Here is a 13,902-nt window from a genome sequence, read left to right on the forward strand (position 1 = left end):
CATCTGTCGTTCGCGTCGTCGCGTTGGCTGATGGGAGTTCTCGGCCCGGTTGTTGAGGCCCTTGTGCTGGCGGTGTTCGACCCCAGGCATGATCTCCCGTTTCGCCGCGCTGTAGCTGCGCAGTTTATCGGTCACCATGACGCGTGGCGCCCGGCCTTGCTTCTTCAGGAGCTTGCGCAGTAGGCGCTTGGCCGCCTTCTTGTCGCGTCGGCTCTGGACCAGGGCATCGAGCACGAAGCCGTCCTGATCGACTGCGCGCCACAGGTAGTGCTTCTTGCCCGCGATCGTCACGACCATCTCATCCAAGTGCCACCTGTCGCCGCCCTGTAGCCGGCGTCGGCGGATCCCGTTGGCGATCTCCCGGCCGAACTTCAGACCCCATTTGCGCACGGTTTCATGGCTGACCTCGATCCCGCGCACCGCCAGCATCTCCTCCACCATCCGAAGGCTCAACGGAAAACGAAAGTAGAGGTAAACTGCGTAGCTGATCACTTCGGCGGGGAACCGATAGCCGGCATAGCTAGGGATGCAGGGTGGTGTCGGCATGCCCCCTTCGTACCTACCAACCACCAAACCGGCAACACCAAGCCGTCAAGTTGACGGTGCCGGGCCCAGGCCATGGCCGATTGGAATGCTGCGGCCGCTGCTGCGTGAGAGTTGCCAAAACCTCGGGGTCTTTGCAAGTCAGACAAGTTCCCGTGACAACGCCGGGAGGAGTCCTTGACGCTGCAACTGTAATACTGGGGTCACGGCAGGGATTTATATACTGGCATTGAAGATTGATTGCGACTTCGCGTGAGGGACTTGGGCCGCCAATTGAGCATATAGTTTTCTGCTGTGCCCGATATTGATTGCGTCCGTTGAATTTATTTTTTATCCGATGTTTCTGCTCTGGATCAGCCTTTGTTGCCTTCGGACAAGCCACAGAATGGCCGGAAGCGCCGCGATCAATGCAACAGCCCAGATCAGAGTGTAATCCGAACCGGTCAGCGGGAGAGTACCGCTCCGCCACGCGGCACTTACCGTCTCCAGGTCGTCCCGTAGGGAGGGCAGGGGAAGCATGGTAAGGTTGGCGACCGGGATCGAGCCTAGGATGCGCCGTGGATCCGGCTCGCTATCCCGCCCGTTGTCCAGCGGCAGGCTCCGGGCGAGCTGATCGACTTCGCCGCCACCTGAGAAGAACCGGGGGTCGAGCGTCAAGGGGAACAGGGATGTCCCGCCGTGCATCTTCATCTCGATCATGGCGTTGACGTCGTTGCACACGCCCAGCGAATAATAACCGCCGAACGGAAGTTCCCGATGTCGTTGCTTGATCGCGGTGTATGTGCGCACGATACTGCCGGCCAGGCGTGTCACCTCCACGGCTTCGGTTCCCCGGTAGCGATGCGCGACCCTGCCCATGACCCAGGCTTGATCCCGGGTCACGCTCGGGCGGAACACGGCTTCTCCGTCGATCCCGAAGTAGAAGGACAGATCGGCGTCGACCACGGGGCCGCGGATGATGAACTCGTGCTGCGAATGGCTGACCGGGACCAGCAGGGTCCGATCCGTTCCAGGGACCGGAATCCCGGTATCGATCCAGAACGGGGTGAGGACGTCGCGGCCGCGATATATCAGGTCACCGAAATTGGCGAAATACCGGGAGTCCTTGACTTCCAGGTCATGTCCGGACGTCATCAGGGCTTCCATCAGGGCATCCGCCGCATCCACTGACTGTCCGCCTGTCGCGACCCGGTATCGTTTTCCGCCGCCCGGCGAATTCAACGAGAGGCGATTCAGCACATCGGCAAGCCGCTGGCTGCTGGCATATTCGTTGGCGAGCACGGGGTCGATCCGGTCGCCGGCCTGTAATCCGAAACCCAGGGGCCGCAGATAGGCGTCCGGTGCCGGGGGATCGCCTGTTGCGGGCAATCCCAGTTCCTCTTCGAGGTTCGCTCCCTCGGTTCTCTCCGGCTGCGGATCTGCCTTATTTCCGGAAGCGTCCATGGCCGCCGCTGCGAGCTGAACGGCTCGCCCCATTCCCGTTACAGTCATCCCTGGGAAAAGGTCCAGTGCCTCGAAGTTCTTGCCGAGGATCAGTTCGCGCAGCCGCTTGATCTCTTCCGGTCCGAGGATGCCCCCCGCTTTCGGGTCATGGCCCAGGCGCCTGTACAATGCCTCCACGAAGTCAGGATTAGCGGACAGCTCGGACATGACCTGCGATACGGGCAGCCAACGTTGCTCGTCCGCCATTATCGGGGTACGGGACACCAGCATGCCGGTCAGGAAAAGAGCCAGATGAACAGCTGTGAGCCGCAGGCCGGGGCTCATCGCGGCTTGCCCGCCACGAGTGCAAGACGATTGGGCATCGCCCCGCAGATCCCGCTCCTGACGCAGGACTCCGCCAAGTGGAGGAGTAGAATTCGCCGGACCTCTTCGATCGTGTGAGGATCGGACTGAGTCGAATGGCCGGAGCGAACGACATACTCGGACTCAGCGCCCTCAATATGGGCACTCCTGTAATCGACAACGCCATCATCCCCGGTCTCAACCGGGCCGTCGCCGCGCACGGCAATGATAGAATGCGCTTTGACCCCTTGGGCGATAGGGGTGCGCGCCAGCATCTGGACCAGCAGACTGCCGGGTGTCATGCCGTAAATACTGCCGAACCCTGCCTGCCCTGCCAAGACCGATGTCTCGATACCCAGCGTGCCTACTTCCGAAGTCGCTTTCAGGATGTTGCCGGGCAACCGTACCAGGCTTGCGATGTAATGGCTGATCCGGTCACCGGCGACATAGCTGCCGCCGTGAGGGGTGGCGATGAAGATGAGGCGCTTGACTGATGGAAACGGCTTGATGAACAGGGCGCTTTTCAGCATCTCGCGGCTCTCCGGGCTGACATCCAGTTCCTCGGGCGGCTTCTTGAATGCCGCGTTCCAGAACCTGTCGCCGGTATCGATCGCCGCCATCTTGGCCAGCAGGCCGCCCTGGCTGTGGCCGATGACGACCATTTCATGCAGCGATGGATCGGTTCCGTCCGGGTCCAAAGCGGCAATTGCGTTCTGAAGCGCTTCACGCAGCAGCAACGCGGAATAAGGGACCGGATTGCCCGTTTCGTACGCGAAGAACCAGAACTGATAATAGTCACGGATGCGCGGGCCGCTCCTCAGGTCGTTCAGCATCTCGGCCCAGCGCACGGGACTTGACGCCGTCCCATGAACAAATACGACAGGAATGCGCCCGGATCGATAAGGCTCCAGTGCGACCAGCCGTGACGGCACGTTCCTGTCGAGCAGGTTGCCTCTCAGAAAGCCGACATATTCTAATTCCCAGGCCGGGACTCCACTCAGCATGTAGGCGAGCGAGGCGGTATATTCGATCTCCAGCGGAACCTGCCGGTGATCGATCAGAACCGATCCAGCATCGGAAGCAGCATAGAGCTCAAGCTGCCCGTGAACCGTGCCGCTGCCAAGCTGACGCCAGGGATCATCAACGCGCAGCAGGGCGGTTACCGGCGTCTTGACGCGCGGAGCAACCTGGAAACCTGTCGTCAGATATGCCTGGGCCGTACCTGCTGCCAGGGGCGCGCCGATTCCGGACTGGCGATAGCGGTTGTTCAGGCCGTGGATTTCCAGCTCGGCGACCGGGAAGAAGCCGGTCAACTGGCGTCCGCCCCACGCGAGATCACGTGGATCGAAAGAGATGTCGAGCTGGCCTAACGGCAGCTGGTAGATCGCCGACCGGATGGTGATCTCGGTCCCTTCATCAGTAGCCAGTCCCGAGGTCAAGCCGCGATTGTACAGGTCGCTCGCGAGCCGGAGCCGTGGATCATAGGGGTCAGGCGGCTGGCCCGCGGATCCTGGAAACAGAAAGGCGTAGGCGTAGAGGGCGGATGCCAGGTAGTAAGGGCGATTATCATGTTCTGCCGCCTGGACGAACGACATCTCCGCAAGGGCAAAGAGCTCGTTGGCCTGGCCTCGCCCCTCGGCGAACGCCGCATGGAGTTCAGAGATAGCGTATTCCGGCCGCTCGTAGAAAAGAGCCTCCAGATCCCACTGCCGCAGCACGTTCCGGGTCTGATCGCTGAGCGTGCGCGCCGACAGGACGTTGCGGGTGAGTTCCTGATGCAGCGTCGCGTGGTCCAGGCGCTCGACGCTGATCGGTCCGGCACAGCCGCAGGCCAGGAAGATCATGGCCAGCAGAATCATGCCCTTAAGTCGGAGATCTAGCCGCGCCATCCTGGGGGTACCTTTGCCGGAAGCATAATGACCCGCCGTTCCTAATATCCGGGAGGCGCCCCGACGGTGACATACGTGACGCTTCCGTTCACGTAAGCCTGGTTGTACCAGGTGCCGCCGCAACCGTAATAGCTTACCCCACCGGCTGCTACGACGTGTGGCGAGCAGGGAAGGACTGTTACATAGGTCGGGCTCGATGCGGCACCCGCCATGTAGCCCACCGTCGCGCCGACCGCCACTCCGGCGACTGCCCATCCCCAATCATCGTCATCATCGTAGTGGTCATGATGATGATCCCAGTCGTCGCTGATGTTCTGCGCCGCATTGCTGCGAGCTTCGGTGCGCTCGGTTTGGCCTTGCTGGCGGGCGTCGGTCCGCTCGGTCTGGCCCTGCTGGCGGGCATCGGTACGCTCGGTCTGGCCCTGCTGTCTCTGCCCCTGCCGCTCGGTCCGCTCCGCTTGACCGGATGTGCGCGTATCGGCGCGCGCCTGGGTGCGGGTCTGCTGAGTCTCGGCTCGCTGGCCCGAACGCTCGGTCGCCCCTGCCTGGCGCGACGCGGTCTGCTGCGTCTGGGCGCGCTGACCCGACCGCTGGGTGGCTCCGGCCTGCCGAGCGGCGGCTCCGCCTCCCGAGGCGGATCTCTGCCCTGAGAAGCTGCCGCTGGAAGCTGCACCCGATCGGGAAAAACCGGCCCCGCCGCCGCGCCCGCCACCGCCACCGCCGCGTCCTCCACGCGCGGCTGCGTCAGCCACCATTGCGGCGGTCAGGAAAAGCGACGAGGCAATAGCGATGGCGGTTCTTGCTGGACGGGATATCATTTCGACGCTCCTTCCAGGCTGCCGGACTCGGACGAGGCGGCATTGGGTGGCGCTTGATTGGCGGGCGCTTCGCCGGTTATAGGAGGCTGATCTTCGGGTTGCCGGCGGACCCTGACCAGGAATGGGATGCGCTGGGCCCCATCCGGTGGGATGAAGGCGAGATCGACTTGCGAGAGGTCAGGGTTCAGTTTCCAGTCAGAAAACTCGGCCCGATACTGCGGCGCGCCCTCTTCGTTTTTGTAGGTGATCGACAGTCGTTGAGGCAGGTGTGTATTGCCGGTATCCAGCCAGACTTCGAAGTCCACATCGGCGCCCCGACCCGCCAAGTGATCGGTCGGCACCGTGGTGAGCATATCCCGCTCGACATAATCGATCGCCTCAAGCCGCTGATCAAGTTCCTCCGGCAGCGTGGTGACCAGCAGCAGCGCCAGCGGCAGCCGGATGTCCAGATCCTGAACCACGTAGCGGATCACGTCGTCGACGCTGCCTGCCTTCTCGACCTGCCCATAGACATTGTCTTCGCGATCGAACACGGTGATCGCGTGGCCGTCATAGGTTACCAGAGTTTTCTTCCCGTCGCTCTCCTCCGCCTCGATCCGCAGCCGGTCGGGACGGCTCAGCGTGACCTGGCGTCGCTCGCCGAACGTGATTTTCTGACCCGTGTCCTGCACGACGTCGAAGCCAGCCCGGATGGTCACGCTGAACCCCTGGGCTTGGGCGAGTTTATCGGCCATGAGATGCAGGGCGGCCAGCGCCTCGACGTCCATCGGCGCATCTTCGGCCGGCTGGTCGTCATCCGACAAGTACTGATCAGTCGGCTGCTCCTGGGACGCTTGTTCCTGGGAGGCCTGTTCCTGAGCGCCCGCCGCAGGTCCAACCGTCAGGAAGAGGAGGAGCGCGGACCATGACAGCCACCGGGCAACCGTCATCGCTGTCCCTCCTGCACGCCGCGCTGGTAGGCAGCCGCTTCGCCCTTCTTGTGATAGTCGTAAAGCATACCGCCGGCCAGACCGGCGCCCGCGCCGATGGCCGCCCCCATGCCGGCGTTGCCGGCAATGGCCCCGATCAGCGCCCCACCGGCAGCACCCCCGGTCGTACCGGTCAGCGCTCGCTGCTGTGTCGCCGACATGTCACTGCAAGCGGTGAGGGAGAGTACCAGGGCCGTGACGCCGATCAACCGCTTGAACGTCCTTTGAAGACACATGTCAATCTCCACTGGTTTCACTACCTGGAACGCAGCAGTCAGCGGCTACATGGATAATGTTGAGCCAGATAGCGGAAGATCCCTTCGACCGGCAGCGTGTTCATGGCACCTGGGTTCTGCTTCGCCCAGGCGACGAAGCCTGCGATAGCCTCGTTGCGCATCGGCTTCGGCCTCGGCTCGCAGAACAGCGGCGGTTTCGCTTCGGCTGCCGCAGCGATCTGATGGTATTGGTAAGCTCCGACCGCAAAACCGTGGCAGAAGTGCAGCGCGGCGATCCCGGTAGCATCGGTCGGCGACGCCTCACACAGCCGTACGAGTTCGCCGGTGTTCGTGACTTGGAAATCGGTTTCGGAAGGGTCGGCCGTCTTTTGCGCGCGTACAGATGTGACTGCCATGACAGTCATGGCAGCCATGACCACCAGCAGAACAGATTTTTGTCGGTGTTTCATCGTATGCTCCCATGTAGCAACCATCGGCGACGAAGTATCGCGGTTCAGCGGGTCACTGGCCTTGGAATGTGGTCGATAGCGCTCTACGGATCATGAAGTGCGTGATGATCGGCAGGGTACGCCGCCAAGGCACCTTTCGATGAAACCTCGCAGCCGGTATTCATGAGTTCTATGCTGAGTGGCAGCGCATCTATTGCGGCGAAACTCTCGCTGATCTCCTTGAGCTTCCCTTGAATTTCATGACGCAGCCATGAGAACCCTTTGTCCAAGTTTGCGAGTGCGCAAGCCGGAGTATTTTATTGATCCTTAAGATTATTGAACGCTGATCAGCGCTGTGACAGGAAGTAACATTCAATAAATTTCGGCCATGATACGGTAACATGCACCTGTATCACCAATCCGAAGACGGTACCCGATAAACGAGCGTTCAGTCTTTTTGGTTGGCTGCTTCCTCATGGGAAGAGACATCAAGTCCGGCTTTCCTCAGCCCATCGACCATCCCGACAATGATAGCCGGGGCGATGTTCCGCCGCTCGAACTCGAACATGGCTTTTTCGCCGAAATCCGGATAAAGCCGGAGAATTTCATTGACCTCGTAGTTGGCTTCGTCCTTGCTTCCGATCTGGCCGTAGATCATCGCCAGTATGACATGGGTGTAGACAAGATCCGGCGTCCCAATTTTTCGGGCCTCCTCCAGAGCCTCGGGGTATCGCCCATGCATGTAATGAAAAATGGCGATGAACATGCGGTACCAGCTTGGCTGAGCCGGGTTGCGTTCGAAGGCTTCCCTTATGAGGGGAATGCCTCTGTCCCAGTCACCGGTCAGGCTGTAAGCCCTCCCGAGATCGGCAAGAATGTCGCTGTCGTGCGGGTTAAGGGTCCGCGCGTGTTCGTACGCTGCAATGCTGAGGTACGGCTCACGCCTCAGCCAGTGGGCAATCGCGACGGCTTGGAGCGGCAATGGACTGTCCGGCGCCAATGCTACGGCGCGTCGCGCTAATTCCAGAGCTGAGCCGGCCGGATCGGGACGCTCGGCATTGGGGTTGAAATCGACCCGGATCTCATCCGTGTAAATGAAGGCAAGTGCCGCCCAGGCATCCGCATAGTTGGGATCCATCCGGATCGCCTGTTCCAGGCAGGCTCGAACCTGCTTGTGCTGCTTCGCATTCGGCTGGCGCCAGTACTCTCGCGTTTGCAGGATGCATTCGTAGGAAGACAGCGCGTCCGGCGGGCGGCCAGCATTACTTCGCAGTTCCGCCTTGTCGATGACGCCATGCGGCTGTACCACGATGCGGGCGACCTGCATTGCGATATCCTGCTGTAGATCGATCATGTTGCCGGGATTGAACTCCTGGCGGAAACTGCCGGACCAGAGATACTGATGATCCTCCGCCCGCAGCAGCGCGACGTTGATCACGATCCGGCTGTCCATCCGGTTGATGCTGCCCTTCAGCACATAGTCCACGCGCACCCCCGGAATCGCATCGCGCAGAACCTTCTGCGTTTGAAAGCGGAAGCTGCTGTCGGCACCGAGGACGAAGATATTCTTGAACAAGATCAGAGCGCCGATCACAGCCTCGGTGGTGCCCCTGGCATAGATGGTCTGCGCCGGGTCGCCGCTGTCATTTTCGAAAGGCAGGACGATGAGGGTTGGTCCCCGCTCGGCAATTATCCGGCCCTTTTCCGTTTCCTGGGGCTCCAGCAGAAGAAACAGAACGGCCGCCCCTATAAGAGTGACCGCCAGCAGGATCGCAAGGAGGAGGCGAACAATTGGAAGGCGCCCCCCAAGCCGCAGCGGCTTGTGCGGAAGAGGACTTGAGGACGCCAGTGCGGCAGGGGCTTGATCAAAAACCGCCGGGGTTGGAATGACTGCCGGCATTCGTCCGGCATTCATCCGTTCGTCTGCCATAACCGGGGCAACCAAGGACTTGGCTTCTGTCCTCAGGCTGAAATGCGGCACGTAGCCGCCTTTCGGGACAGTGATCTGAACCCTGTCCGAGGCTCCTTCCGTCAGATAGTAGTGCTCCAGACAGCGGCGCATCCGACCGGCTTCAATCCGGACCAGCGGATCGGCCGTCGGATCGAAACTCGGGCTGCGTCCAAAGATATCGACCGCGATGGTGTAGGCCTTGATCCGGTCTGAGCGCCCGGCAAGCGTTTCCTGCACGATGAACTTCAGGAAACATTTCTTTCTGTCGGAATTCGCGAAATTCCGGCTGCTGATGACGTGCTGAAGTGCGTCATGGATGAGATGCGCAGAAATTTCCTGTTCGGCATCGTGTGACATAGGACTTGCCTTCTATTGATCGCGGCAAAAGGAGGGTTCGGCTGCACGCGATTGTGGGCAATTGCATTAGTGCCTGGAAAGTCTGGTTCTGCTTTGGTTCTCAACCTTTGGGTGTTGAAAGAAACAAATGAAACCATCGGTCGAATGAACTGACAATGAACCGTGTGTCCGTTGATGCGAAGCGTTGACCTTAAATTCAAAATCCATGGATTGTCCAGTGGAATAATCATTTAACATATTCTCCACATCATCCCACAAAATATAAAAATATTTTGTTTCGCTAATTCTCTATTGTACATTCAAAATAATTGAATAATATTCTTTTCGCTAATGATTATTAGTTATTAACATTTGAGCAAGCGAGATTTTTACAGCATGATTGCTGTCGATAATGTCTCTGAATGAACCTATCATGGCACAATACTTTTCGATCTGCATTTGACGACAATCAGAATGCGAATTTCATCATTTCTGGAGTGATATGTGCCTTTAATCCACAATGTCCCTATCGATTTTTCCGTACGCAAATGCGGTGAGCCTGGCATGTTACGGTATCAAGTTACGGTTGCAGCCTTTACAGGAGCGGGCGGTCCGTTTCAGTATCTGTGCTGGTATTCCTGGGATACGTGCCCGCACGTCACCCCTTATCCCAACGTCCTGACAGGCTCACTCTAGAACCGACAGGAGCATCCATGTCGGATGGGGCACGGTACGTCGTCGAGCGGTTTCCGGACTTGGCGAACGCTGTCAAGCAGTACAGTTCGGACAACCGGTTTTTCCATGGACTATGCGAAGATTACGGAGCAGCGGTCGAGGCTCTGCGTCAGTGTGAAACCGTGTACAGTCCGGCCGCTTTCGAGCGCGCGGAGGCCTGCCGCGCCCTTATCCTGGATCTCGAGCGTGAAATTCTGCTTGAGCTGCATCAGTGGAACGATGCCTCCGGTCGCTCCGCATGAAACGGGCCGGCAAATGTTACCGTATCACACTTTCGCCACCCCACGCCTGGTTCCATCCTGCGGCCCTCGGTGCGTGGCTGCGGCCCTGCCTGCGGCTCCCAGTGCCTGAGCATGTTCGAAAGCCGGTATCTTATCATGAGAGGTGGAACCGTGAGCCGCGCAACATCATATCCGTTCATCAGCGCCAGCATCGTCTCCGTTTTGCTACTGGGTGGTTTGACGATGTCCACCGGGAGTGCCGCACCTCCCAGCAGCGAGGCCCAGAAAAAGAACTCCGACTATTATATCGAGCTCGTGCGCCGGGATGTGCGTCAGGACGCACGGGAGATCATCGGGGAAAAATTGGCGTTCACACAGGCCGAAGCCGATAAGTTCTGGCCGGTCTACGAGCGCTACGAAGCCGAGCTGAAGCGCCTTGGCGACGAGAAGGTGGCGTTGATCAACGACTACGCCGACAATTACAAAAACATGACCGACGCCAAGTCCGGCGAACTGACCAGCAAGGCCATCGATCTGGATATTCAGCGCACCGGTCTCCTGAAGCAGTACCTGCCGGAGTTCCAGAAGGCGCTGACCAACAGGCGGGCAGCACAGTTCTACCAGATCGAGATGCCCCTGCTGAAGATCGTCGACCTTCAGATCGCCTCGCAGTTGCCGATGATGCCTTGAGCGGGTGGCTGTGATCCTTGAGGCGGGAATGGGGATGGAAAGCTGATTATCTCGTCCCCTGTTCCCCTGATTAGACGGTTTACCGGTATCAGCCCCCGCAGGATGGCTGCACTCGGACGTCGATACAGGCAGCCATCCGCATCCGGGCACCTGGAGGATCGTTGCAGCCTGCCTGCACTTCACGGCGTCCAATCGACGGAGGCACTCCATGACAATCTATTCTCTTCAGGGAAAGCGCGGTCTCGTCGTGGGCATCGCCAACGAGCACAGCATCGCCTACGGCTGTGCTACGGCGTTCCGGGACATGGGTGCGGAACTTGCCGTCACTTACCTCAACCAGAAAGCCGAGCCCTATGTGCGGCCGCTGGCGGAAAAGCTTGGTGCCGGCATGACCATGCCATGCGATCTCAGGCAGCCGGGCGAACTCGAGGCGGTGATCGACGCCATCCGCGAACGCTGGGGCCGGCTCGATTTCCTGCTCCATTCCGTCGCCTTCGCCCCCCGCGAGGACCTGCATGCCCGCGTCGTCGACTGCTCGGCGGAAGGATTCGCCCTCGCCATGGACGTTTCCTGTCACTCGTTCATCCGCATGACGAAGCTGGCCGAACCCCTGATGACCGGGGGAGGGTGCCTGATGACGGTCACTTTCTTCGGTGCGGAAAAGGTGGTCGAACACTACAACATGATGGGACCGGTGAAGGCCGCTCTGGAAAGCTCGGTCCGCTACATGGCGGCGGAACTGGGCGGCAAGGGCATTCGCGTTCACGCCCTCTCCCCAGGAGCCATGGCGACGCGCGCGGCGTCCGGCATCGACCGGTTCGACGAGCTGCTCGCACGCACTGCGGAACGGGCGCCGACCCACCATCTCGTCACCGTCGAGGACATCGGGCCATGCGCCGCATTTCTGGCCAGCGATGCCGCGAGGCAGTTGACCGGCCTCACGCTCTATATCGATGGCGGCTATCATATTGTCGGGTAGGAACTTGCCGGATAGGAACTTGTCGGCTGGGAACCGTCCGATCCGGCTCCCGGCTGTAGCACTGGCCGTTCTTGTTGCGCTGCTTCTGCACTTGCCGCCGCCGGTCCTGGCACAGCCGGCGGCGGGTACGCCCGGCAAGCAGGTCGACATCCTGCTGCGAGCGTTCCCCGGTGGGCTGACGCCGGAGCAGGCGGATGCCGTGCTCGGTGTCATGGATGAGACGGAGCTGCGCGAGGCAATGCGCCCGCGCCTGCTGACTGGATCGGAGGGTGAGGGAACCCGGCGGCCCACGGAGGAAACCGCACCAGCAGCGGCCCTTGCGCACCGGATCGATGCCGTGGCTGGCGCCTTTCCGCGTGTGCCTGCGGCTATTGCGGATGCCTTTGCCCGGCCCAACGGGCAGGATGCCGCCGTAGGTCCGGCAAAGCTCGTTCTATCGATCCTGTTTCTGTTCGCTGTCGGGGCTGCGGCTCTGCTGACTGTTCGACGGCTGCTGCCCGATCCTGACCCGCCCGACCCTGATCCGCCCGACCCTGATCCGAATGACGGCGACAAGGTCCTATACCGGGCCGCTCGCAGTCTCGGTATTCATTCAGTATGGGGTACCGCGTTCCTAGTGGGTCTGCTGCTGGGTTACGCCATCCTGCGCCCCTCACATCCCGCAGCTCCGGCGATCCTGGTGGCGGTGCTGGAGGCGACGATTACCGTATTCCTCGCCGATCTGGTCATCCGGTTCCTGTGCGCGCCGAACCATCCGAAAAGGCGGCTGCTGCCCGTCGGCGACCAGGGTGCCCGATCCATTTATCAAACCGCAGTCGTCGCAGCCTCGCTCACCGCAGCGACGCTGGGACTAGCGGATTTGCTTGGCGCACTGGGGACGGCCTATGATCCGTTGATCGCTCTGGTTCTTCCGATCAGCACGGCACCGTTCCTCTACCTGCTGTATCGGCTATGGAGCAGGCGGCCTGCGATGGCCCATGCGCTCAACAGTCATCTCGGACTGGGAACCCGCGAAACTCCGACTCTCATCCTGGGACTGTCTCTGGTAACCCTCTATCTTGCCGGTCTGTGGCTGAGCGCCGCCGCCGCGACCCTGAGGCAGGAACCTGGGACAGGGCTGCGGCTGCTGCTGAGCCTGTTTCTCTCGGCGGCCGTACCGTTGCTGGCGTTGATGCTTCGGTTGCCGATCATCCGGTTCTATCGGACATCGGATGAACAGGCCGACAGCAAGGCCGCTCTCCGATTGATGCGAGCGGTATGGGCCGCCCTGATGGTGCTGACCGTGGTGGCGACAGCCTTCATCTGGGGCTTCGATCCCAGCACCCATATCGGGCTGGGCGGCATCGTCCTGCGCCTGCTGTTCGACATCGGCATCATCCTGCTGCTCGGCTATGTCGGGTGGGAACTGCTTGCCCGGTCCTTCGATCGCATGATGGCGACCAACAAGGTCGGAGATGCGCGGACGGCGCAGCGCATGGCGACCCTGCTGCCGCTGGTCCGAAAATTCCTTCAGGTCGTGCTCATCGCCATCGTCGCGATGATCGTCCTGTCCTCCATGGGAATTGCGATCGGCCCGCTGCTGGCGGGCGCCGGCGTCGTCGGCATCGCGGTCGGATTGGGCGCCCAGTCGACCATCGCCGATGTGCTGTCCGGAGTATTCTTCCTGCTGGAGGATGCCTTTCGTATAGGCGACTATGTCGAGGTCGGCAATCTGCGCGGCACTGTCGAGGGGATCTCGCTGCGCTCGCTCAAGCTGCGTCACCACCGTGGCGCGGTCCACACCCTGCCGTTCGGGCAGATCAAGGCGCTGACCAATTTGACCCGTGACTGGTCGCTGATGCGTCTGGAATTCCGTGTCGCGCCGGATACCGACCTGGATCTGGTCAAGCGGGTCATCAAGGGGATCGGCAGGGAACTGGAAGCCGATCCCGAGATGGGGCCCAGCTTCATCGAGCCGTTGAAATCGCAAGGGGTGCGCCGCGTCGAGGACGATGCCGTAATCATCGGCGTCAAATACGTCACCAAACCCGGCGAGCAGTTCGTGATCCGGCGGGAAGCCTATCAACGCATCCTCAAGGCCTTCAAGGCGAACGGCATCGATCTGGTCGGCCGCGGCGTGGTCGTTCGGGTCGACGATGCCCAGGCTGGCGAGCGCGCGGTCGGCTTCGCCGCGGCGCAGGCGATCCGCAGCGTGCTTGAGTAGAAGGGTAGAGACCCTTGAACTTCGAAGGCCCTGGCCGGCCGCTCGCGGCGATGGTGTCCAGGTCCGCCGCAACCGCAACAGGGAGGACACTTGAAATGGCGAAAAACAGGAAGACGACCA

General features: G+C 60.8%; 12 protein-coding genes. 4 read left to right on the forward strand and 8 right to left on the reverse strand.

Going from position 1 to position 13,902, the window contains the following annotated elements; genetic code table 11:
* From N825_RS32365 to N825_RS32400, 8 genes are all read right to left on the reverse strand, one after another.
* Window positions 1–546 (reverse strand): IS6 family transposase (locus tag N825_RS32365; protein ID WP_037460926.1); only part of this gene is annotated, 546 nt, incomplete at its 3' end.
* A gap of 327 nt (window positions 547–873) precedes the next feature.
* Complete coding sequence (locus N825_RS32370) at window positions 874–2,310, reverse strand: hypothetical protein (RefSeq protein ID WP_037460891.1); 1,437 nt, start codon at window positions 2,308–2,310, stop codon at window positions 874–876.
* Complete coding sequence (locus N825_RS32375; RefSeq protein WP_157619695.1) at window positions 2,307–4,187, reverse strand: esterase/lipase family protein; 1,881 nt, start codon at window positions 4,185–4,187, stop codon at window positions 2,307–2,309. Before N825_RS32375 ends, N825_RS32370 begins: the two co-directional genes overlap by 4 nt.
* Window positions 4,188–4,258: 71 nt before the next feature.
* Window positions 4,259–5,035 carry a hypothetical protein gene (locus tag N825_RS39390; protein ID WP_157619696.1) on the reverse strand — a complete coding sequence of 259 codons (777 nt, stop codon included), beginning with the start codon at window positions 5,033–5,035 and terminating at the stop codon, window positions 4,259–4,261.
* Complete coding sequence (locus N825_RS32385) at window positions 5,032–5,964, reverse strand: DUF2092 domain-containing protein (RefSeq protein ID WP_084165266.1); 933 nt, start codon at window positions 5,962–5,964, stop codon at window positions 5,032–5,034. Before N825_RS32385 ends, N825_RS39390 begins: the two co-directional genes overlap by 4 nt.
* Entirely contained in the window at window positions 5,961–6,239 is a 279-nt protein-coding gene (locus N825_RS32390; RefSeq protein WP_037460929.1) for a glycine zipper family protein, read from the reverse strand. Before N825_RS32390 ends, N825_RS32385 begins: the two co-directional genes overlap by 4 nt.
* A 38-nt stretch (window positions 6,240–6,277) precedes the next feature.
* Complete coding sequence (locus N825_RS32395) at window positions 6,278–6,688, reverse strand: Rap1a/Tai family immunity protein (protein ID WP_157619697.1); 411 nt, start codon at window positions 6,686–6,688, stop codon at window positions 6,278–6,280.
* 427 nt (window positions 6,689–7,115) lie between these two features.
* Window positions 7,116–8,975: a tetratricopeptide repeat protein gene (locus N825_RS32400; protein WP_037460895.1), complete on the reverse strand. Its 1,860-nt coding sequence runs from the start codon at window positions 8,973–8,975 to the stop codon at window positions 7,116–7,118.
* A 692-nt stretch (window positions 8,976–9,667) separates the two neighbouring features.
* Between N825_RS32400 and N825_RS39395 the strand changes: the two genes are divergently transcribed.
* From N825_RS39395 to N825_RS32415, 4 genes are all read left to right on the forward strand, one after another.
* Window positions 9,668–9,931 (forward strand): hypothetical protein, encoded by a 264-nt coding sequence (locus N825_RS39395; protein ID WP_157619698.1) that lies wholly within the window; start codon window positions 9,668–9,670, stop codon window positions 9,929–9,931.
* A 150-nt stretch (window positions 9,932–10,081) separates the two neighbouring features.
* Window positions 10,082–10,600, forward strand: coding sequence for a hypothetical protein (locus N825_RS32405; RefSeq protein ID WP_037460897.1), 519 nt, complete (start codon window positions 10,082–10,084; stop codon window positions 10,598–10,600).
* 208 nt (window positions 10,601–10,808) lie between these two features.
* The gene (gene fabI / locus N825_RS32410) at window positions 10,809–11,579 is read left to right on the forward strand and encodes an enoyl-ACP reductase FabI (protein ID WP_037460899.1); all 771 of its coding nucleotides are present in this window, start codon (window positions 10,809–10,811) and stop codon (window positions 11,577–11,579) included.
* A 19-nt stretch (window positions 11,580–11,598) separates the two neighbouring features.
* Complete coding sequence (locus tag N825_RS32415; protein WP_198039007.1) at window positions 11,599–13,782, forward strand: mechanosensitive ion channel family protein; 2,184 nt, start codon at window positions 11,599–11,601, stop codon at window positions 13,780–13,782.
* Window positions 13,783–13,902: the final 120 nt, after the last annotated feature.

The organism is Skermanella stibiiresistens SB22, from assembly GCF_000576635.1.
Lineage (GTDB): Bacteria > Pseudomonadota > Alphaproteobacteria > Azospirillales > Azospirillaceae > Skermanella > Skermanella stibiiresistens.